Source organism: Terriglobia bacterium, assembly GCA_020073185.1.
In the GTDB taxonomy this organism is placed as follows: domain Bacteria; phylum Acidobacteriota; class Terriglobia; order Terriglobales; family Acidobacteriaceae; genus JAIQGF01.
On record JAIQFT010000008.1, the window covers coordinates 1 to 18,441 of the forward strand.

The 18,441-nt window shown below is 63.4% G+C and carries 21 protein-coding genes and 1 riboswitch; of the genes, 9 read left to right on the forward strand and 12 right to left on the reverse strand.

The window, feature by feature from the left end:
• From LAN64_03550 to LAN64_03560, 3 genes are all read right to left on the reverse strand, one after another.
• Nucleotides 1–713, reverse strand: a 713-nt coding sequence (locus LAN64_03550; protein MBZ5566906.1) for an ATP-binding cassette domain-containing protein, incomplete at its 3' end; no start/stop codon positions are given.
• A complete protein-coding gene (locus tag LAN64_03555) occupies nucleotides 710–1,801 on the reverse strand; it encodes an efflux RND transporter periplasmic adaptor subunit (GenBank protein MBZ5566907.1) in 1,092 nt (363 codons plus the stop codon). The genes LAN64_03550 and LAN64_03555, both read right to left, overlap by 4 nt.
• Entirely contained in the window at nucleotides 1,798–2,469 is a 672-nt protein-coding gene (locus LAN64_03560) for a TetR family transcriptional regulator (protein ID MBZ5566908.1), read from the reverse strand. Before LAN64_03560 ends, LAN64_03555 begins: the two co-directional genes overlap by 4 nt.
• A 119-nt stretch (nucleotides 2,470–2,588) precedes the next feature.
• Here LAN64_03560 and LAN64_03565 point away from each other — a divergent pair, with 119 nt between their 5' ends.
• Nucleotides 2,589–3,758, forward strand: coding sequence for a PP2C family protein-serine/threonine phosphatase (locus tag LAN64_03565; protein ID MBZ5566909.1), 1,170 nt, complete (start codon nucleotides 2,589–2,591; stop codon nucleotides 3,756–3,758).
• Between the two features lie 48 nt (nucleotides 3,759–3,806).
• Here LAN64_03565 and LAN64_03570 read toward each other — a convergent pair whose 3' ends face one another.
• The 3 genes from LAN64_03570 to queA form a co-directional block, all read right to left on the reverse strand.
• The gene (locus LAN64_03570) at nucleotides 3,807–4,142 is read right to left on the reverse strand and encodes a PilZ domain-containing protein (GenBank protein MBZ5566910.1); all 336 of its coding nucleotides are present in this window, start codon (nucleotides 4,140–4,142) and stop codon (nucleotides 3,807–3,809) included.
• 168 nt (nucleotides 4,143–4,310) lie between these two features.
• Nucleotides 4,311–5,054, reverse strand: coding sequence for a hypothetical protein (locus LAN64_03575; protein ID MBZ5566911.1), 744 nt, complete (start codon nucleotides 5,052–5,054; stop codon nucleotides 4,311–4,313).
• A gap of 190 nt (nucleotides 5,055–5,244) precedes the next feature.
• On the reverse strand, nucleotides 5,245–6,423 hold the full coding sequence (gene queA, locus LAN64_03580) for a tRNA preQ1(34) S-adenosylmethionine ribosyltransferase-isomerase QueA (GenBank protein MBZ5566912.1): 1,179 nt from the start codon (nucleotides 6,421–6,423) through the stop codon (nucleotides 5,245–5,247).
• A gap of 197 nt (nucleotides 6,424–6,620) precedes the next feature.
• On the opposite strand from queA, the gene LAN64_03585 reads away from it, so the two are divergent.
• From LAN64_03585 to LAN64_03605, 5 genes are all read left to right on the forward strand, one after another.
• Nucleotides 6,621–7,442, forward strand: coding sequence for a class II aldolase/adducin family protein (locus LAN64_03585; protein MBZ5566913.1), 822 nt, complete (start codon nucleotides 6,621–6,623; stop codon nucleotides 7,440–7,442).
• A gap of 144 nt (nucleotides 7,443–7,586) precedes the next feature.
• The gene (gene eutM / locus LAN64_03590) at nucleotides 7,587–7,886 is read left to right on the forward strand and encodes an ethanolamine utilization microcompartment protein EutM (GenBank protein MBZ5566914.1); all 300 of its coding nucleotides are present in this window, start codon (nucleotides 7,587–7,589) and stop codon (nucleotides 7,884–7,886) included.
• 133 nt (nucleotides 7,887–8,019) lie between these two features.
• Complete coding sequence (locus LAN64_03595; protein ID MBZ5566915.1) at nucleotides 8,020–8,346, forward strand: EutN/CcmL family microcompartment protein; 327 nt, start codon at nucleotides 8,020–8,022, stop codon at nucleotides 8,344–8,346.
• 125 nt (nucleotides 8,347–8,471) lie between these two features.
• Nucleotides 8,472–8,882, forward strand: coding sequence for a EutN/CcmL family microcompartment protein (locus LAN64_03600; GenBank protein ID MBZ5566916.1), 411 nt, complete (start codon nucleotides 8,472–8,474; stop codon nucleotides 8,880–8,882).
• Nucleotides 8,879–9,154 carry a EutN/CcmL family microcompartment protein gene (locus LAN64_03605; protein MBZ5566917.1) on the forward strand — a complete coding sequence of 92 codons (276 nt, stop codon included), beginning with the start codon at nucleotides 8,879–8,881 and terminating at the stop codon, nucleotides 9,152–9,154. Before LAN64_03600 ends, LAN64_03605 begins: the two co-directional genes overlap by 4 nt.
• A gap of 69 nt (nucleotides 9,155–9,223) precedes the next feature.
• On the opposite strand, the gene LAN64_03610 is transcribed toward LAN64_03605, so the two are convergent.
• Nucleotides 9,224–11,422, reverse strand: a complete 2,199-nt coding sequence (locus LAN64_03610) for a TonB-dependent receptor (protein ID MBZ5566918.1) — start codon at nucleotides 11,420–11,422, stop codon at nucleotides 9,224–9,226.
• 28 nt (nucleotides 11,423–11,450) lie between these two features.
• Nucleotides 11,451–11,706: riboswitch (cobalamin riboswitch) on the reverse strand.
• Here LAN64_03610 and LAN64_03615 point away from each other — a divergent pair.
• Nucleotides 11,696–12,037 carry a hypothetical protein gene (locus LAN64_03615; GenBank protein ID MBZ5566919.1) on the forward strand — a complete coding sequence of 114 codons (342 nt, stop codon included), beginning with the start codon at nucleotides 11,696–11,698 and terminating at the stop codon, nucleotides 12,035–12,037. Its footprint overlaps the riboswitch before it by 11 nt.
• Nucleotides 12,038–12,239: 202 nt before the next feature.
• Here LAN64_03615 and LAN64_03620 read toward each other — a convergent pair whose 3' ends face one another.
• From LAN64_03620 to LAN64_03635, 4 genes are all read right to left on the reverse strand, one after another.
• Nucleotides 12,240–12,941, reverse strand: coding sequence for a lysophospholipid acyltransferase family protein (locus tag LAN64_03620; protein ID MBZ5566920.1), 702 nt, complete (start codon nucleotides 12,939–12,941; stop codon nucleotides 12,240–12,242).
• A gap of 108 nt (nucleotides 12,942–13,049) precedes the next feature.
• Nucleotides 13,050–14,318: an ABC transporter permease gene (locus LAN64_03625; protein ID MBZ5566921.1), complete on the reverse strand. Its 1,269-nt coding sequence runs from the start codon at nucleotides 14,316–14,318 to the stop codon at nucleotides 13,050–13,052.
• Nucleotides 14,311–15,216 carry an ATP-binding cassette domain-containing protein gene (locus LAN64_03630; GenBank protein ID MBZ5566922.1) on the reverse strand — a complete coding sequence of 302 codons (906 nt, stop codon included), beginning with the start codon at nucleotides 15,214–15,216 and terminating at the stop codon, nucleotides 14,311–14,313. The genes LAN64_03625 and LAN64_03630 overlap by 8 nt, the downstream gene beginning before the upstream one ends.
• Before the next feature lie 9 nt (nucleotides 15,217–15,225).
• Nucleotides 15,226–15,921 (reverse strand): PilZ domain-containing protein, encoded by a 696-nt coding sequence (locus tag LAN64_03635; protein MBZ5566923.1) that lies wholly within the window; start codon nucleotides 15,919–15,921, stop codon nucleotides 15,226–15,228.
• Nucleotides 15,922–16,112: 191 nt separating this feature from the next.
• On the opposite strand from LAN64_03635, the gene LAN64_03640 reads away from it, so the two are divergent.
• Together LAN64_03640 and LAN64_03645 are read left to right on the forward strand one after the other, a co-directional pair.
• Nucleotides 16,113–16,454 carry a hypothetical protein gene (locus LAN64_03640; protein MBZ5566924.1) on the forward strand — a complete coding sequence of 114 codons (342 nt, stop codon included), beginning with the start codon at nucleotides 16,113–16,115 and terminating at the stop codon, nucleotides 16,452–16,454.
• Nucleotides 16,455–16,629: 175 nt separating this feature from the next.
• On the forward strand, nucleotides 16,630–17,127 hold the full coding sequence (locus LAN64_03645) for a GNAT family N-acetyltransferase (GenBank protein ID MBZ5566925.1): 498 nt from the start codon (nucleotides 16,630–16,632) through the stop codon (nucleotides 17,125–17,127).
• A gap of 3 nt (nucleotides 17,128–17,130) precedes the next feature.
• Here LAN64_03645 and fabF read toward each other — a convergent pair whose 3' ends face one another.
• Entirely contained in the window at nucleotides 17,131–18,372 is a 1,242-nt protein-coding gene (gene fabF, locus LAN64_03650; protein MBZ5566926.1) for a beta-ketoacyl-ACP synthase II, read from the reverse strand.
• Between the last annotated feature and the right edge of the window lie 69 nt (nucleotides 18,373–18,441).

The window sequence follows — 18,441 nt, forward strand, 5'->3', positions numbered from 1 at the left end:
TTCAGCGGCGTGTCCAGCGCCACCAGCTTTCCGTGATCGACGATCGCGATGCGGTCGCACAAGCGGTCCGCTTCGTCCATGTAGTGCGTTGTAATCAGCATCGTGAGGCGTCGTTCTTCCTTGATCTTGGTCAGCATCTCCCACACCGCGACCCGCGACACCGGGTCCAGCCCCGTGGTCGGCTCGTCGAGAAAGAAGATCTTGGGGCTGTGTACCAGCCCGCGCGCGACTTCCAGCCGCCGCCTCATGCCGCCCGACAGCGTCTTGGTCTGCGCCGTCCGCCACTTGGTCAATTCCACGTCGGCCAGCAGTTTGGCGATGGCGCGCTCGCGCTGCTCGCGCGGCACACCGTACAGCTTGGCGTAAATGCTGAGGTTCTCCTCCACCGTCAAATCCACGTCGCTGGTCATCGCCTGCGGGATCACCCCGATCGAACGCCGCGCCGCGTCCGGTTCTTTGCTCACATCGTGCCCGGCGACGAACGCTTTCCCGGCGGTGATCTCGATCAGCGTGGTCATCATGCGGATCAGCGTGGACTTGCCCGCTCCGTTCGGTCCCAGCAGCCCGAAGATTTCCCCCTCGGCGACCGAAAACGACACGCCGTCCACCGCCGTGAAGTCGCCGTATTTCTTAGTGATGCGCTCCACCGCGATCGCCGGCGGCGCCCCCGCCGCGGGCTGCGTTCCACCGTTCGGCTTGGTGTTGCTGATCATTTTCCCTGGCCTGCGGCCGAGCCTTGCACGGTCGCATTCAATTTCGCCGCCGGCACCAGCACCTCGGCGGTCATGCCGGTCGCGTACTTCATCCCCTGGTTGTCAATGCGCAGCTTCAAGGCCACTGTCTTGATATCGCGCTTGCTTCGGCTCACGTCGCGCTGGGTCGCGAAATCCCCCTCGGTGCTCTTGAAAATCACTTTTCCCGGGATCAGCGTTCCGCCCGGCATGCGCACCTCGAGCGTGTCGCCGAGCGCGATTCTGTCGGCGTAGGTCTCCGGCACCGCCGCCCGCACCCAGGTGTCGTTCAGGTCCATGATGGTGATGATCGGCCCCCCCGGGTTGACCACCTCGCCCTGCCGCGCCGCCCGCAGCGAAACCACGCCCGTGATCGGCGCCACGATCCGCGTGTACCCCAGCCGCGTCTCCGCCTCGGCGAGCTGGGCCTGCGCGTTCAGCACCTGGGCGCGGGTTGACGCCACCGTGCTCTCCGCCGCTCGTGTCTGGTGCAGACGCGCCTCGGCGGATGCCAAGTCGGCTTCGGCAGCCCGGACCTGGTCGCGCAGCGATTGCACATTCGCCGTGGCGGCTTTCAGCGCGGCCACGGCGCGGTCGCGGTCCTGCCGGGAAGCAACGCCTTGATCCGCCAGGGACACGGTACGCTGGCTATCGCTGGATGTCTGTTCCAGGTTGGCCTCGGCCATTACCAGCTGGCTCCTTACCGATTGCAGCCGTGCTCGCGCGTTGAGCACGTCGCTCGAGGTTGATCCCCGCGTGACCATCTCCGTCGCGCGCGTTCCCGTCACCTGCGAACGCAGCCCGGAGATCACGTTTTCCGCCGCGCGCTTTTGCGCCTCCAGTTCGGCGGAATCGAGCACCGCCACCAGGTCTCCCTCTTTCACCGGCGTACCTTCGTCGACCGTCAGCTTTTCGATCCGGCCCTGGATTTTCGAGCTCACGATTACCTGGTTCGCGTCCACCGTCCCGATCAGCACCAGCCCCCGGTTGCGGTTCGCGGTCAGGAAGTAGTAGCCGATCGCCGCCGCCAGGATGATCAGCAGAAGAATGCCAAAGCGCCGGCCTTTCATCGGCTTCCCTCCTGGGTATTGGATGTGAAAATCGCGGCCGAGATGAAGTCCAGCACCGCCGCCCGCTTCCGCGCCACCTGCTCCGGCGCCGTCGGATCCATGCCGGGCATCAGCAGCCGCATCATCGGAATCGAGCTGAAATAAAAGATGTTGAGGGCGATCAGCGAGGGCACCACGTCCATGGGATTCAGCTCACGAATTTCTCCGCGCGCGATTCCCTCCAGCATTACCTCGCGCAAGCGCGCAAACGTCGGCCGCAGATAGCGCTCGACAATCCGCCTGAGGTGCGGCGAACCCTTGCGCCCGCTGCGCATCATCTCCCGCTGCACCATGCGCGGGTAGGCGGGATGGCCGGCGATGAAATCGAAGTGCGCGCCCACGAACTGGCGGATCTTCTCCCGCGGCGGCAATTCGCGCGCCAGCACTTCCGCAATCCGCTTCGTCAGCCCGACGAACACCTCGTCAAGTGCCGCCCCGTAAAGCGTCTCCTTGTCCTTGAAGTAGTAGTAGAGCAGCGCCTTGTTGACCTTGGCGGCGCGCGCAATGGCGTCCGTCCGCGCCCCCGCCGCGCCCTCGTGCGCAAACTCAAGGATGGCAGCATTGAGAATGGCGGCCCGCGTCTGCTCCGGCTGCCCGCGCGTGCCCAGCGGTTTCGATTTGCTCGGCATCAGGCTTCTCTTATTTAACTAACTGGTTAGTTAGCATAACAGCCCGGACGCGCCGCCGCAAGCCCTTTTGCCGGGCCCACCGGCCGCACCTTCGCCCCCCGATATCTATAATCAGCAGAATGGGTTCTACCGCCACTGCCCCGCACACCCCGCCACCTCCCCCGCCGCCGCGCTTCCGGCAGCGCGCCCGGGATTTCTGGGCCCAAGTCAGCGAGGGTCTGGAACTCAACCAGCTTTGGTCGCAGTTCGTGCACGAGGCGCGCACCAGCTACGGCCTGTACTCACGCGAATTCAAACGTGGCGACGTGGAAGGTCTCCGGCGCGGCCAGCGGTACTGGGCTCTCACCAAGCAATTCTTCTGGGCCGTGGTGATGAAGCTCTCGCCCGCCCGCCGCGTAATTCTGCTGGTCGCTGTGGTGTTCCTGGTGACTCCCGTGATCGTATTCCAGGTTTCCGACAAGGGAGTCGACGTTAGCGGAGGCAGCCTGGCATTCTGGGGCGGCGCGCTGCTGCTTTTGCTGCTGGTGCTGGAGATTGCCGACCGCGTGACCATGAAACGCGACCTGGAAATCGCGCGTGAAATACAGCACTGGCTGGTCCCCGCAACGCCGCCGCAAATCGCCGGCCTGGATGTCGCGTTTGTTTCGCGCCCCGCCAATACTGTCGCCGGCGATTATTACGATGTCCTGCCAATGGAGTCGGACGACGCCGCTCAGGAGGTTCTGCTGGCCGTCGCCGACGTAGCTGGCAAGAGCCTACCGGCGGCACTGCTGATGGCGACGTTGCAGGCCAGCCTGCGCACGCTCGCCACCACCGCGCGCTCCCTGCCCGAACTGGTACGCGGCCTCAACCGTTACGCCTGCGCGAACAGCCTCGGCGGCCAGCGCTTTACCACCGCGTTCCTGGCGCGCCTGAATCCCTCCACCGGCGAGTTGATCTATACCAACGCCGGGCACAACGCGCCCCTGTTGTGGCGCGCCTCCGGTTCGCTGGAGCGCCTCGACGTTGGCGGCATTCCCCTCGGCATTCAAAATGATCGTCCGTACGAGTGCGGCAGCACCGTGCTGCGGCGGGGCGATATGCTGGTAATCTTCACCGACGGCGTGGTCGAGGCGGTCAACGAGCGTGGTGAAGAATACGACGAAGGCCGCCTGCTTCCGCTCGTGCAGCGTTGCGCCGCCAAGAGCGCGCAAGGCCTGGTGGATTGCCTTATGCAGGAGTTGCGCACCTTCGCCGGCCAAGCCAGCCAGCACGACGACATCACCTGCATGGCCGTGCGCTTGGTTTAGCAAAATCGACGCTGGAATCTCTTGGCCAACCTCAGCGCTGCCGTCTTGTTACTCAGCCGAACCAGGCGCTCCCTTGGGCAGATCGACGATTCGCTCGATTTGTGCAGCGATGCCAAACTGGCCTGCAGCTCCCTCCACGCGCACAACCCTGCCGTGGCAGCGCACCATTCTGTTGCATTCCAGCCCGAGTTCCTTGGGGAGCATGAGGACGATTTCAACCTCGGCGCCCTCGCTGAACGGAGCGTCACTGAACAGGAACACTCCCCCTAGGCTGACGTCCTTGATCGTGGCACCAATCGTATGGCCGTCTGCGCTTAACGCCGCGGGACCAGTGACACTGACGCGTTCGTGCTGACGACGTAGCTCGGATTCTAAGGCTGCCAAGCGCCTCTCCTGCGAATGGAGCGGAAGAACAACCTGTATACACGTCCCCGTGCCGAAATGGAATTGAGATGAATGGTATCGAGACAAACTTCTCCATCCGGCACACACGCCTGACAGCCGCCACAGGGGTTCGCGTGAGCTGAGCGTAGATGGGCTCCCTTGTTTGCTTCAGCGCGGGTTGCGGGGCTGTTGCGGTGAAGGGCTCGGCTGGCCGAACGACGAGGGCTGGCTGAAGGAAGAAGGTTGGCCCAAGGACGAAGGCGGGCCGAACGCGCCGGACGGCTGCTGGCCCTGAGGAGCGCCGGGAGTGCCGAGGACGCCGGCAGTTCCGAAGGTCTTGCCGGTGTAAGGACCGTTGATCAGGCCGCCACGATCAAGGGTCGGGTCATAAACGAAGTACCATTCGTTGTAGTGGGTCTTCTCGTTAAACTGGTGCAGACCTTGCTTCTCGCTGAGGCTTGCCACCCCGATGACGACGCCGCTGCTGGGCACGGACTGGCCGGCGCTGGGCGAAGTACCGCCCAGCGAGCTCATGGCGGAGACCGGCGTACCGAAGTTAGAAGTCGTGCCGAGCTGCACGTCGCCAACGTGCAACATGCGCCACTTGCCGTCAGGAGACATCGGATCCTTGTATTCCTTGCGCAGGAAGCGGATGGTATTGGTCTCCTTCAGTTGGTCGATGGAGCCGGGATAGCGCCCGAACTTCCTGAAGTATTTCTTGATGGCGCGGGAGTACTGCGCACCGCGGTGGATCATTTCCTCTTCCCGGTCGCGCTGGATCTGGGTCTTGACGGCGGGCGCCGTGGCCAGCAGACCGATGACCAGCAGGGCCATGAGGAACAGAATCGCCATCAAGATGTAGCCGGACTGGGCGGCGCGGCGATGAAAACGGCCGATCTGCATGAAGATCATTTTACCAGCGCTCAGGTTCTATGACGGCCAAGGAAATTAGGCCCTTGGAGCATTTCGATGCTCGCCCGGCGATCATGCGCACCCACTCTTGTCATCCTGACCGCGGAAGCTCCCGCCATCGGACGCCCGATTGGGCGTGCGGGTTGACGCGTCCGAGCCAAGTTGCCGGGTCTTTAGTTAGGCCGCGCGCTCACTCGACGAACATACAGTCGCCATAGGAATAAAACCGGTACTTCCGCTCGACCGCGTGCCGATACGCCAACCGCACAAACTCCCGCCCCGCAAACGCACTCACCATCATCAGCAGCGTGGACTTCGGCAGATGAAAATTCGTCAACATCGCCCCCACTACCCGAAACTGAAATCCCGGATAGATGAACACGTCCGCCTCACCCGCGCCGGCTTGAACCTTCGGACTCCCGGTTCCTGACTTCTGACTCCTCAATGCCGCATACTCCAACGTCCTGACCGTCGTCGTCCCGACCGCCACCACGCGTCGCCCCGCCTCCACCGCCCGATTGATCGCAGCCGCCGTCTCCTGCGGAATCCGGTACCACTCGCGATGTAGCTTGTGCTCCTCCACGTTTTCCACATGCACCGGCTGAAACGTCCCCAGCCCGACATGCAGCGTGATCTCGGCCGCCTCAATTCCCCGCGCCCGCATGCGCTCCAGAATTTCCGGCGTGAAGTGCAGCCCCGCCGTCGGCGCCGCCACCGATCCTGGCGCGCGCGCATAAACTGTCTGATATCGTGTGCGATCTGCCGGCTCATCTGGCCTCGCGATATACGGAGGCAACGGCACATGCCCAATCCGCTCCACCACGGCAAAGAAATCCCCTACCGGCTCGAACCGCAGCGTCCGCTCGCCAAACTCCCCGCGCCCCATCACCTCCGCCCGCAACTCATCCTTCTCGCCAAAGAACAACTTCTCCCCCACGCCGATCTTTCTACCTGGCCTCACCAGCGCACTCCAGACCAGCGGACTCTCCGCCGTCGACCATCGACCGCCGACGGTCGACCAATTTTCGTTTTCCGCCATCGACCATCGGCCATCGGCCATCGACGGCCTGACCAGCAGCGCCTCCACCCTTCCGCGGAGGTGCTCCCTTGCCGCCGGGTTCCATTTGCCCACCGGCTGCGATCTCGCCCCGCTGCGTCGCCCATGCAAGCGCGCTGGGAATACTCGCGTGTTGTTGAACACCACCAGGTCGTTCGCCCGCAGCAGGTCAGGAAACTCGCGGAACCCGCGGTCCTCCAGCTTCCCGGTCTCTCGCACCAGGTGCAGCATGCGTGACGCCGCCCGGTCCGCCAGCGGCTCCTGCGCAATCAACTCATCCGGAAGGTGGTAATCGAAATCAGATACGAGCACAGGTAAGTTTTAATCGAAAACCGGTCGATCAGTCTTTCGGTCTATCAGCCTTTCAGTCTTTCAGTCAGTCGCTCCCCGCTGCGAAAGACCGATCAACCGAAAGACTGACTGACCGATCGACCCGGAGTTGCCAATCCCCAAGCGCCCGTCGTACCATGCTCGGGCCGCGCAGAGTTTGTATACTACATGTGTAGTTAATGAAGAGCGAACGCCAAAACCGCGAAGACATTGTGCGCTTGGGCCGCATGCTCCACCAGCGCGGCTACGTCGCCGCCACCGACGGCAATCTCTCCGTCCGCCTCGACCACGAAACTATCCTCTCCACTCCCACGGGCATGAGCAAGGGCATGTTGGAGCCCGAGGACCTGGTCGTCGTGGACATGCAAGGGAAGCGCGTCACCGGCCACCGCCAGGTATCCAGTGAGATCGGCATGCACCTGCTGATCTACTCTCACCGTCCGGACGCGCACGGGATCGTGCACGCGCATCCGCCCACGGCCACCGGATACGCCGCCGCCGGACTGCCGCTGAACCAGGCGCTGGTCTCGGAAATCGTGCTCTCGCTCGGCTGCATTCCGCTGGCGCGCTACGCCACGCCGGGCACCCCCGAACTGGTACAGGCCCTGGAGCCGCTGGTCCCGCAGTATGACGCCATCCTCATGGCCAACCACGGCGTAGTCACCTACGGCGACGACCTCACGCGCGCCTACATGAAAATGGAAACCGTCGAGCACTTCGCGCAAATCGCACTGGTCACGCACCTGCTTGGCCGCCAGCAACTCTTGACCCAGGACGAAGTCGGCAAGCTCATTGATGCCCGCGAGCGCTACGGCCTCACCGGGCCGCCGAAGGCGCCTTCGTGCCCGGTTACGGCATCATCGCCGGGAGCGCCTACGCCCGCCAGGGGAACTGAAACGTCCAAGCCGCAGGAGGGAGGCGGCAAGATCACGGTCACGCGCGAAGAACTCGCCGCCATCGTGGAAGACGCGCTGCGCCAGACCGGCAAGCGCCGGTGGTAGGAAACCCGCCATTGACTTCAGGCGGCTGACTTTTGGGGTTGGAATTTGGCGCTCAGACGCATAACATTCCGCTTTCTTTGCCGGCCCTTGGCTAACCGCCAATGGCCACGGCACTAACTAACGATTCATACCTGGAGACCGACAATGGGTGAAGCATTAGGAATGATTGAAACGCGCGGCCTGGTGGCGATGATCGAAGCCTCTGACGCCATGGTAAAGGCTGCCAAGGTCACGCTGGTGGGCTGGGAGAAGATCGGCTCCGGCTACGTCACCGCCATCGTGCGCGGCGACGTCGCTGCCGTCAAGGCCGCCACCGACGCCGGCGCCGCCGCCGCCCGCCGGGTCGGCGAACTGATTGCCGTGCACGTGATCCCGCGTCCGCATGCCAGCCTGGAAGACGTGCTACCCATCGGTCGCGTCATCACCGCCAAGGCCGGAGCATAGAGGATTTGGCGATTAGGTGATTTAGTGATGGAGTGATTGCCGGGATCCGAAAGCCCACGCACAATCCCTCAATCACAAATCACTAAATTACCAAATTGCTGCGGCGCGGTTGGCCGCACCAAGGATGTCGATCATGCTTCTCGCACGCGTAGTAGGCACCGTAGTCGCCACGCGCAAGGACGACCGCCTGCAGGGACGCAAGCTGCTAGTCTGCCGGCCGGTCGCGCCCGATGGCACCGTTGACGGCGGCTACGTGGTCGCCGTAGACACCGTCGGCGCCGGGGTTCAGGAAACGGTGCTGCTGGTCAGCGGCTCTTCGGCGCGGATGGCCGGCGGCAAGGATTCGCCGGTGGACAGCGCCGTGGTCGGCATCGTGGACGAGGTTCGCCTGGAAAGCGAATCGGACTCCTCGTCCAACAGCAAGCGCACCGCCGCCATGGCTGCCAAGTCGAGACACTAGTTGAACGATGCAACGCATCCGCCAATTCGTCATGGCAGCAGCACTAACTCAGCGTTGGAGCGCGCTCGCGAGCGCGTCTCCACCAGAAACTGGAAACCAGAAACTGGAAACTCGCGACCACTCTCATGATGTTAGCTAGAGTTATCGGCACCGTCGTTTGCACCGTCAAGTACCCAACGCTTGAGGGCCGTAAGCTCCTGCTGCTGCAACCGGTGAACAAGGACGGCGTGCCGCGCGGCAGAACCCTGGTCGGCATTGACGCCGTCGGCGCCGGCGAGGGGGAAACCGTGTACTGGTGCCGCGGCCGCGAAGCCGCCCTCGCCTTCGATCACGAGGTGGTCAGCGACGCCAGCATCGTTGGTATCGTGGATGAAATCACGGGCCGCTCCGATACTCCGCCGGCGTCTGCGGCCTCCGCGGCGGGTCCGGCCTGCACCGCCGTCGGTCCGGCTTCGAGCGCATCGCCTTCGACCGCAGCGCCGGCGCCCAATCGGCGCGAGCATCCTGCCCCCGCGCACAAGCGAGGCCGCCGATGATCATCGGACGCGTGCTGGGCGAAGTTGTTGCCACCCGCAAGCATCGCTCTCACGAAGGCCGCAAGATCCTGCTGGTGCAACCGCTGGCGCTCGACGACTCCGCCCGTGGAGAGCCCATCCTCGCGCTTGACACAGTCGACGCCGGCGTCGGCGACCGCGTCCTGGTGGTGCTGGAGGGCTACAGTGCCATGACCGCCGCCGGCCGTCCCAACTCGCCCATTGACATGAGCGTCATCGGCGTCGTGGACGAGGTGGAACTACAGGAAAGTTAACCACGGATTCCCTGCACGGATCACCTGATTAGGTTTTTCCGATCCGCGTTCATCCGTGGCGATCCGCCTTCACTCCCCACCGACGCGAAACCTCATTCCCGCACGAAAGTTCATGCGCAACGCCGGAAATCCCGCCGCTTCCTCGTAGTGCCGGTTGAGCGCGTTCTCGACATTCACATACGCGGTCACGCGGCTGCTGATCGCGTGCCACACACCGAAGTCTGCGCGCGCGTATCCCGCCGAGTGCGTCACCGGGGGCAGCAGCCCGAGGAAATCAGAATCGGCGCGACGTCCAAGCGCCGTCACGCCCAGGTCGCCACCCCAGCGGAGCGACGTGTACGCCGCCAGCAGCGATCCCGCGTGCTTGGGACGGCGCAGCAGTGGAGCGCCTGCGCTCAACAGCCGATCGAACGCCAGCGGCGCGCTCAGAATCTGGGTGGATGTGTAAGTGTAGGAAGCATCGATGGTGACCCGCGACCATGGCCGCGCCCGAAACTCCACCTCCGACCCGTGCGCCAGCGCGCGGTTGATGTTCTGATACTGGCTGACGAAGGTCGCCGGATCGAAGTTGAATTCGATCTGGTTGGTGAAGCGGTTGTTGAAGTAGGTCGCGCCCAGCCAGTACTTGCCGCCGACAAAGCTCTGCTGCACGCCTGCCTCCAGCGAGCGGTTCTCCTCGGCCGTGAGCTTGGGATTGGGAATGATCCCAAATCCGCCGACGCCGAACGATTCCTCCAGCCGCGGCTCCTTGATTCCCGTGCCGTAGGCGAAGCGCAGCCGCGTGCCGGAGAAAATCTCTCCGCCTTTCAGCGCCAGCACGCTCACCGCAATTCGCGGCAGGCCGCGATTGCCGAAGCTTTCGTTGTGCTCGAAGCGCGCGCCCGCAATCACCGATACGCGATTCCAGCGGAAGACCTCCTGCCCGAAGACCGCGTGGTTGCGCCGCAGGCCGTGGCCGAGCGGCGGCAAGGTCAGATCGCCGACCCAGCCGTTCTCGTCCTCGAAGTGATAGCCGACCGTGGTCCGAGCCCAGCTTCGCGCCTCGTAATCGCCCTGGTAGTCGAAGCCAGCGCGGTTGAGATTGGCGAAATCGGAGAACGGGAAATCGAAGTTGCCGAACGCCGGCGAAACGCGTCCCGGGTCGATGAAGGTGTCCACCACCGAGCGCCGGTGATGGTACTCGAAGCCGCTGAAGCGGTGCTGCCAGCGCGATGGGCCGGCGAGCGTCAACTGCGCGCTTGCCAGGAAGTTGTTCTGCCGCGCGCGCGCGTCAGTGTCGGGCGGCACCAGCGGCTGGCCGTTGAAGTTCCAGAAACCCTGCACGCCACTGCGGTCGGTGAAATGCCGCGTGCGCATCCGCAACGCCGCGCGCGGCGCGATCTGCACGCCGACATTCGCGCCTTGCAGCGAACTCGAATACTGGTCGTTGATTCCCTGTCCCTGCGTGTTGAACTGCTCGCCGAACAGGTTGTAGTCGAAGCGTCCGCGCGCGCCTGCCAACGACGCGTATCCGCGTGCCGTCTGAAACGTTCCGCCTTCGGCTCCGAAGCGCAACTCCGGCACGCGCGTAGTTCCCGTCGCAGTCCAGGTCTGGATCACGCTGGTCATGGCGTCGGAACCGTACAGCGTGCTTTCCGCGCCGCGCACGAATTCCAGCCTGTCCACCTGATACATGGGAACGACGCCGAAGTCGAACGTTCCTCCGGGATCGTTCACCGCGACGCCATCAACAATCACCTTGTTGTAGCGCGAGTCGCCGCCGCGCACGAACAGCGATGACAATCCTCCTCGGCGACCGTTGGCGGAGATGATCGCTCCGGGCAGAAAGCGCAGCGTGTCAATCGCGCTCACCGGCTGCATGGACTTCAGCGCGTCGGGACCGAGTAACGATGTGTCGGAACCTATGTCCGCACTGGGCAGCGGCGTCCGTTCGGCGCTGACCACCACGGTTTCCGCCGCTTTCGGCAGCGACAGCTTCACCGTCATTTCCACTTCCTGCATGACCGAAGCAGTTGCCGTGGCAGGCGCAAATCCGGGCGCGAGCACCTCCACGCGATACGCGCTCGCGCTCAGACCGCTGAATGCGCACGTTCCTTCGGCGTTCGTGGTGCGCACCGCGACCGCAGTCGAACTGTTTGGGGAGTAGAGCGTGACCCGCGCACCCGCGACCACCGCGGATTGCGGATCAGTGACCCTGATTTTCAGCTCGGAGGCAGAGCCGCTGGCGACCAGCAGCAACAGGGGAAGTACAAAACGGAGACAGCGCATAGACCATGCTCCTTTTCACGCGAAAGGGGTCAGTGGTTGCAGTTCGCGCCGGTCTCCTGGCTTGCGACAAAACAGTTTCAGTTTCAGTTTCTGTTTCAGTTGTCTCGGCTGAAACTGAAACGGAAACTTGAAACTCCGGGCCGCCTTCCCATCGCTGGTGCGACAGTGGCAGCGCCGACCAACAGCGTCGCTTACAGTTGCGCGGCAGCGCGGGTTTTTCACCCGCTTCCCGTGCACGCGAACCAAGGTTGTCAAAGAACGTCACGCGAGAGCGTGAGGGGTAAGACTCTATGGTCGATTTTAGGTTATGTCAATGTCTGCCGCTTATCGAGCTGCGTCATTCGCGCGGTGCTTCTCGATCTGCTGGACTACTCTATCGAGATCGGGATAGCCGGCGCCAAAGCGCCGTGTGAACCAATTCCCACCGCGCTCGGCAATCCTCTCGCCGTCAGCGATCACCTCGAACTGACCGGTCTTGCCAGGCGTAGTCACGGCTTCAATGTTGAAGCGCTGCTTGATGAGGGACACGAGCCTCGCGACCATGACATTGTTGTTCTGTCACGTCGGGCAGTGAACGATCTCGATCTTCATTTCTTTCCGATCGCTGGTGGTTAGACGAAGCCGCGTGGCTCAGTCGAGCTTGGGGAATTGTAAACCAGAATCCCCCTGCGGATTGAACAGCGCTTAGGAAGCTCCGATCAAGCCCGTTGGCAGTCTCGCAGCGACTAAAGCCGTACACATTCTGCGGCATTTACGGACGGCCGGAAGACCGTCCCCTTCAAGGAATCGGAGTTGATAAGACCCTCCTTAGCACGCGTTACACACCTGCGCTGTTCTGTGCGAAAGCGGTTTCGGCGGACTCGCGTACCCTGTCGAGGGCCACCTGCATTTCCTGGTGGTAGGCGTCGAGGCCGGCGCCGTCGGCCTCCGGCGGCACGTTCAGCGCGCGGCTGAAACGAACCATGACGCGGGAGAACGGCTGGGGAATCATGAAGCGGTCCCAGGAATTCAGCACCCAGGCGCGCTCGACGGCGCAGTGGAAGGCGAGGATGGGCACGCGGGTGTTGCGCGCCAGCAGCACCGGCCCGGGCTTAGCGACGTAGCGCGGCCCCAGCGGGCCGTCGATGGTAAAGGCCACGGAGCGTCCGGCTTCGATCTCGGTGTGCATGCCGAGCAGGGCGCGCATGCCTCCGCGGGTGGAGGAGCCGCGCACCGCGCGGAAGCCGAATCTTTCGATGATGCGCGCGATGTATTCGCCGTCGAAGCTGCTGCTGGTCATAACGACAATTTCGCGCCCCCGGTAGCGATAGAGCGCGGGGATGACGCAGCGGTGCCAGAAAACATAAATCGCGGGTTGCATCCACTCCGTCGCGCCTTCCTCCAGGGAGACGGTGTAGCGCAGCGTAGGACCAATGAGTCGTACCAGGAGCGAGCCGGCGGCAGTAACGAACGCGAGGGCGAGGCGTTGCGCAAATGTAAAGTGCGTTGCGGATTCCGGCGACGTGGCGGAAGAGAGCATTTGTAATCTGCAATTTGTAATTTGTAATTTTCCGCCCGCGCACGGATGACCGCGTCATCGGCAATTCCGATGAAATTGCAAATTACAAATTACCCATTACAAATTGTCTCACGCGTAGCGTACCCACTTCACGATTTCCGGCAGCGTGGGCTTCTTGCCGTACATGAGGATGCCAACGCGGTAGATGCGAGAGCACAGTGCCACCACACCCCACAGCGTCAGCAGCAGCAGCGCGATGCACACGCCGATCTGCCACAGCGGTGGCGTCTGCACCACCACGCGGATGTACATCAGGATGGGCGCGAAGAAGGGCACGAGCGACATCCACAGGGAGAGCGGGGCGTTGGGCTGGCGGATGACGTAGGTCATCATCATGACAGGAATGATGATCGGCATGATGACCAGGAATTGCCACTGCTGCGCCTCCTGCTCGGAGTTGACCATGGCGCCCAGCGCCGCGTAGAGCGCGCTATACAGCAGGAAGCCGAGGACGAAGAAGACGGCGAAGGCGGGCAGCGCGGCGGGCGAGAGATTGATCTCGGCAAGCTGGCTGCGGGCGGCGAGCAGTCCCGGCGTGGTGGCGGCCAGGCCCAGGATCACCCACACCGCGATCTGGGTGAGGCCGACTGCCCCAACGCCGAGAATTTTTCCGGCCATCAGTTCTTTTGCCGTCGCCGAGGAAAGCACGACCTCCATGACACGCGAAGTCTTCTCCTCCAGCACCGAGCGCATCACGGCGACGCCGTAGAGGATGAGCGTCACGTAGAGCATCATGACCAGCACGATGGCGCTGACGAACTGCAGTGGGCCACCGGCGTGTTTTTCCTGCCCGCCCTTGATGGTGACCGCGTCCAGGTCCACACCGCGCATGAGCTTATCGGCGTCTCCGGCGGTAACGCCGCGGGAGCGCAGTTCCTGGCGGAAGAGCGCAGTCTTGAGGACGCTCTGCAAGGTCGCGACTTCAATGAAGTCGCTGGTGTCGCGCGCGACGTAGGAAATCTTGCGCGAGGCGAGCGCGTCGTCGCTGAGCCAGAGATAGGCGTCGAGGGTGCCGGCGCTGATGCGGTCCTTGAGCGCAGCGCGCGCCGCTTCATCGGGGGTGGAGACGATTTCGACCTGGTAGCGCGGAGAAGAATCGAGCTGGTCGCTGTCTCGTTTCTTGGCTTCCAGTTGCGACTGGACGGCGCGGGCGAAGTCGGTGTTGGCACAGACGACGGCGAGGCGCTTGGTGCCCGAGGCCTTGAGCATCGCCAGCTTGCTGGGCAGGACCATGAGGGCGATCATCACCGCCGGGAGCAGCAGGGTGGAGACGATGAACGACTTGGTGCGCACGCGCTCCAGGTACTCGCGCCGGAGAATGAGCCAGGTGTTACGCATCGCGCCTCCCCACGACTTCCAGAAAGATTGCTTCCAGCGAGGGCTCCATCAGTTCGAACTTGTTGACCCGCGCGCGCGCGGCCGCCATGCGCAGCAGGTCCTGCGGGTCGGCGCCGGGCTTGAGACGCACTTCGACGTAGTTGCCGTAGTTGTTGAAGGACTGCACCAGCGCGGCGTTGCCGAGAAAGTTATCCTCGCCCTCGTATTCCAGTTGCACGTCGTGGCGGCCAAATGTCCCCTTGATCTGCTTGAGGTCGCCCTGGAGCACGGCCTTACCGTGGTCAATCAGGCAGATGGAATCGCACAGGCGCTCGACCTGGTCCATGCGGTGGGTGGAGAAGAGGATGGTCTTGCCGGCCTGCTTCTGCTCCAGCAGCACGTCCTTGAGGGCGACGGCGTTGGCGGGATCGAGGCCGGCGAAAGGCTCGTCCAGGATGAGCAGTTCAGGATCGTGCAGCAGGGTGGCGATGAACTGCACCTTTTGCTGCATGCCCTTGGAGAGCTCTTCGATCTTTTTTCCCATCCAGGGGCCGAGTTCGAAGCGCTCGCACCACCAAGTGGCTTTGCGCGCCGCGTCGGCCGCGGACACGCCCTTGAGCTCGGCAAGAAAGACGAGGTGTTCGAGGAGCTTCATGCGCTTGTACAGCCCGCGTTCTTCCGGCAGGTAGCCGACGCGCGCGAGGTGGGCGCGGCTGAACGGTTCGCCGAAGAGGCAAATGGCGCCGGAGTCAGGCACGGTGATGCCGATCATCATGCGGATCGTGCTGGTCTTGCCGGCGCCGTTGGGACCAAGCAGGCCATAGACGCTGCCGGCGCGGATTTCGAGGGAGAGCGCGTCCACGGCCACGAAGTGGTCATAGGACTTGCCGACGTTTTCCAGTTGAACCGTGTTGGGCATGGGAAAGGATCAATCCTCGCCGAGGTAATCTTCAATCCACTGGCGCAATTGGGCGCGGCGCGGGTCGCCGGGCTCGAAGCGCAGGCCGGCGAGTTCCTCCTCGCGGCGCATCCAGCACACCACCGCGCTCAGCGACAGTTCGCCGGCGCCGGGAAGCTGCATGTTCACCTCCACGGACTGCGGCACCCCGAGGCGGGCCTGGGTGTGCAGGCACAAGCCGCCGGAGCTGATCTCGACGGTGCTGGCGGAAACCTTCTCGGTGCCGGTCTCAACCATCACGCCGGAGACGAGCGGGACGCGCACGTAGCGTCGCAGTTCATGCAGCACCATGAGGTGGGTGGTGCGGATGACGCGCAGGGCCGCGTCGCGCTCCACGGGGTACAGGAAGAGGGCATTGATCCCGTAGGCGGAGAAGCGAATGGCTTCCGGCAAACTGCCGCAGATGGCGTAGATGACTGAGTGCGTGTTGTCCGGCGACTGGCGGACGGTGGCCAGCACCTGCGCGGCGCGATCGTCGAGGGGAAGCACGCAGGCGTCGAAGCGCTCGTGTGCCAACCGGGGGGTGTCCTGGGCGGCGATGGCGACGGTGTCGATACCAAACTGGCGGAAGCATTCGTGAAGGACACCCGCGGAAACGGCGTCCACGCCGGCCAGCGCGGCTACGGCAGAGGTCTGCTTCGGGGAGACACCCGCGGCATTTTCCATTTCGGGGATTCCTCAGCCCTCAAAAGATGAAGCGGTATTCTGGCGTGTGGTGGCGTATTTGGCAACCCGTTTTGCGTAATGTACTCCGGCCGAGCCGGCTCGGCGGCTCGTAACCGCGGACAGTGCTGGAGCATCTATTCGGACGTAGGTATCCTTGTGCCCGTGTCGTTAGAAACGTTAAGGAGAGGACTATGAAGAAACTGTCAGTGCTGCTGGCGATGGTCTTGGCGTTCACCCTGACCACCATGGCTCAGTACGACCCATCCGCGGTGTACGATCCAAGGTCGGACGAATCCAGCCAGGCAAAGTCGAAGAAGGAAGCGACCATGACGGGCTGCCTGAGCGCGCAACCAGATGCCAGCGGCAGCTACACCCTTACCAGCAACAAGAAGGTTATAAAGGTCGGGCCCGCGGACAAGGTGAAGGCCCATGCCGGACATACCGTGGAACTGACTGGCAAGTGGTCGGGAAGCGGGAAAGACAAGAGCCTCGAAGTCACCAACCTGAAACACATCGACACTACCTGCAAGTAAGTGCCGGCGGCGGCGCCATGTCTTCGTCCGCGTCACAGTAGAAAAATTGCGCGCAGCTCGCATGGGCTGCGCGTTTTTCTTTGGCGGAGGCTCAAGGCACGAGCCACCAGGGGCACGTGTGCTCCAGACTGACGACCTGATGCTGTAAGGTATACGGCCTGCAGGAGTCACGAGCATGGAGAAGCGCCAACGTCCGACGTTTGTGCTGTGCCCGCCTCGTCCCGGCGAGATGGGGTGGGTTGTCTCTCGCCATGGCGCGCTGTACGCGGAAGAAGAGGGTTACAACGACCAGTTCGAGGGCGTGGTGGCGCAGGTGGTGGCGGATTTTCTACGCTGCCACGACCCGGCCAAAGAGCGCTGCTGGATTGCGGAGACGAACGGCGCGCCGGTGGGGTCGGTGATGTTGGTAAGGAAATCACCGCGCGTGGCCAAGCTGCGGTTGCTGCTGGTGGAGCCTTCGGCCAGGGGCTTGGGCATTGGGTCGGCGCTGATTCGGGAGTGCATTGCGTTCGCGCGCCAGGCGGGGTACGGGAAGATGACGTTGTGGACGCACACAAACCTGCGCGCGGCACGGCGACTCTACCAGCAGGCCGGATTCCGGCTGGTGTCGGCGCAGCGCAATCCCAGTTTCGGCAGGAAGCTGGTGGATGAGACTTGGGAGTTGGAGCTGTGAAGGCTAATCGGTCCAGCGGCGGAAGACGAGGCAGCCGTTGGTGCCGCCGAAGCCGAAGGAATTCGAGACGGCGAATTCGAAATTGGCCTGGCGCGCGTGCAGCGGGATGTAGTCGAGGTCGCAACCCTCGTCGGGATCTTCCAGATTGATGGTCGGCGGGAGCATCTGATCGCGCAGGGCGAGCACCGTGATGCCGGCTTCCAGTCCGCCGGCCCCGCCCAGAAGATGGCCGGTGCTCGACTTGGTGGAGCTGACGGCGAGCTTGTAGGCGTGGTCGCCGAAGGCACGCTTGATGGCCAGGGTTTCGAGGCGGTCGCCCATGTCGGTGGAAGTGCCGTGGGCGTTGATGTAGCCGACCTGCTCGGGACGGATCCTGGCGTCGTTGAGCGCGTTCACCATTACGCGATAGCCGCCCTCGCCCTCGGGCGCCGGCTGGGTGATGTGGTTGGCGTCGGCGCTCATGCCATAGCCGACAATTTCCGCCAGAATCCTCGCGCCGCGATTGCGGGCGTGCTCCAGCTCTTCCAGGATCAGGATGCCGGCGCCTTCTCCGATGACGAAGCCGTCGCGTCCCTTGTCCCAGGGACGGCTGGCCTTTTCCGGATCGTCATTGCGGGTGGAGAGGGCGCGCATGGCAGCAAAGCCGCCGACGCCCATGGGAGTAATAGCAGCCTCGGCGCCGCCCGCAATCATGACGTCGGCGTCGCAGCGGGCGATGATCTTGAAGGCGTCGCCGATGGAGTGCGCGCTGGAAGTGCAGGCGGTGGAGGTGCACTCGTTCGGCCCCCTGGCGTTGTAGCGGATGCTGACGTGTCCCGCAGCGAGGTTGGCGATGGCGCCCGGAATGAAGAAGGGCGAGATCTTGCGCGGGCCGCCCTCGAGCAGGTTCCTGTGTTCGCGCTCGATGACGTCGAATCCGCCGATGCCGCTGCCGATGTGGACGCCGACGCGGTTCGCGTTTTCCTGCGAGATCTGCAAGCCCGAGCTCTTGATGGCCTCATCCGACACGGCGATGGCGAAGTGGATGAAGCGCCCCATTTTCTTGACTTGTTTTTTCTCGATGAACTGCAGCGGGTCGAAGTTGCGGACTTCGCCGGCAATCTGGGAGGCAAACTGCGAGGCGTCGAACTGCTGGATTTTCTCCACGCCGCTCTTGCCGGCCAGCAGGTTGCGCCAGACTTCCTCGGTGGTGTTGCCGGTCCCGCAGAGAAGACCGATGCCGGTGACTACGACCCTGCGCCCCAAATTACGTGCTCCCCGCGATCAGGTGAGAGTTGATGGAATATTCATTCTTCAAGGCTCGCCGGCCTATCG

What these genes read in the sequence shown, in the direction of transcription:
- LAN64_03560 (MBZ5566908.1), bottom strand. Translation starts at nt 2,469, where the DNA reads ATGCCGAGCAAATCGAAACCGCTGGGCACGCGCGGGCAGCCGGAGCAG.
- LAN64_03565 (MBZ5566909.1), top strand. Translation starts at nt 2,589, where the DNA reads ATGGGTTCTACCGCCACTGCCCCGCACACCCCGCCACCTCCCCCGCCG.
- LAN64_03555 (MBZ5566907.1), bottom strand. Translation starts at nt 1,801, where the DNA reads ATGAAAGGCCGGCGCTTTGGCATTCTTCTGCTGATCATCCTGGCGGCG.
- LAN64_03625 (MBZ5566921.1), bottom strand. Translation starts at nt 14,318, where the DNA reads ATGCGTAACACCTGGCTCATTCTCCGGCGCGAGTACCTGGAGCGCGTG.
- LAN64_03605 (MBZ5566917.1), top strand. Translation starts at nt 8,879, where the DNA reads ATGATCATCGGACGCGTGCTGGGCGAAGTTGTTGCCACCCGCAAGCAT.
- LAN64_03640 (MBZ5566924.1), top strand. Translation starts at nt 16,113, where the DNA reads ATGAAGAAACTGTCAGTGCTGCTGGCGATGGTCTTGGCGTTCACCCTG.
- LAN64_03645 (MBZ5566925.1), top strand. Translation starts at nt 16,630, where the DNA reads ATGGAGAAGCGCCAACGTCCGACGTTTGTGCTGTGCCCGCCTCGTCCC.
- LAN64_03600 (MBZ5566916.1), top strand. Translation starts at nt 8,472, where the DNA reads ATGATGTTAGCTAGAGTTATCGGCACCGTCGTTTGCACCGTCAAGTAC.
- LAN64_03585 (MBZ5566913.1), top strand. Translation starts at nt 6,621, where the DNA reads ATGAAGAGCGAACGCCAAAACCGCGAAGACATTGTGCGCTTGGGCCGC.
- LAN64_03610 (MBZ5566918.1), bottom strand. Translation starts at nt 11,422, where the DNA reads ATGCGCTGTCTCCGTTTTGTACTTCCCCTGTTGCTGCTGGTCGCCAGC.
- LAN64_03620 (MBZ5566920.1), bottom strand. Translation starts at nt 12,941, where the DNA reads ATGCTCTCTTCCGCCACGTCGCCGGAATCCGCAACGCACTTTACATTT.
- LAN64_03595 (MBZ5566915.1), top strand. Translation starts at nt 8,020, where the DNA reads ATGCTTCTCGCACGCGTAGTAGGCACCGTAGTCGCCACGCGCAAGGAC.
- eutM (MBZ5566914.1), top strand. Translation starts at nt 7,587, where the DNA reads ATGGGTGAAGCATTAGGAATGATTGAAACGCGCGGCCTGGTGGCGATG.
- LAN64_03635 (MBZ5566923.1), bottom strand. Translation starts at nt 15,921, where the DNA reads ATGGAAAATGCCGCGGGTGTCTCCCCGAAGCAGACCTCTGCCGTAGCC.
- LAN64_03630 (MBZ5566922.1), bottom strand. Translation starts at nt 15,216, where the DNA reads ATGCCCAACACGGTTCAACTGGAAAACGTCGGCAAGTCCTATGACCAC.
- LAN64_03575 (MBZ5566911.1), bottom strand. Translation starts at nt 5,054, where the DNA reads ATGATCTTCATGCAGATCGGCCGTTTTCATCGCCGCGCCGCCCAGTCC.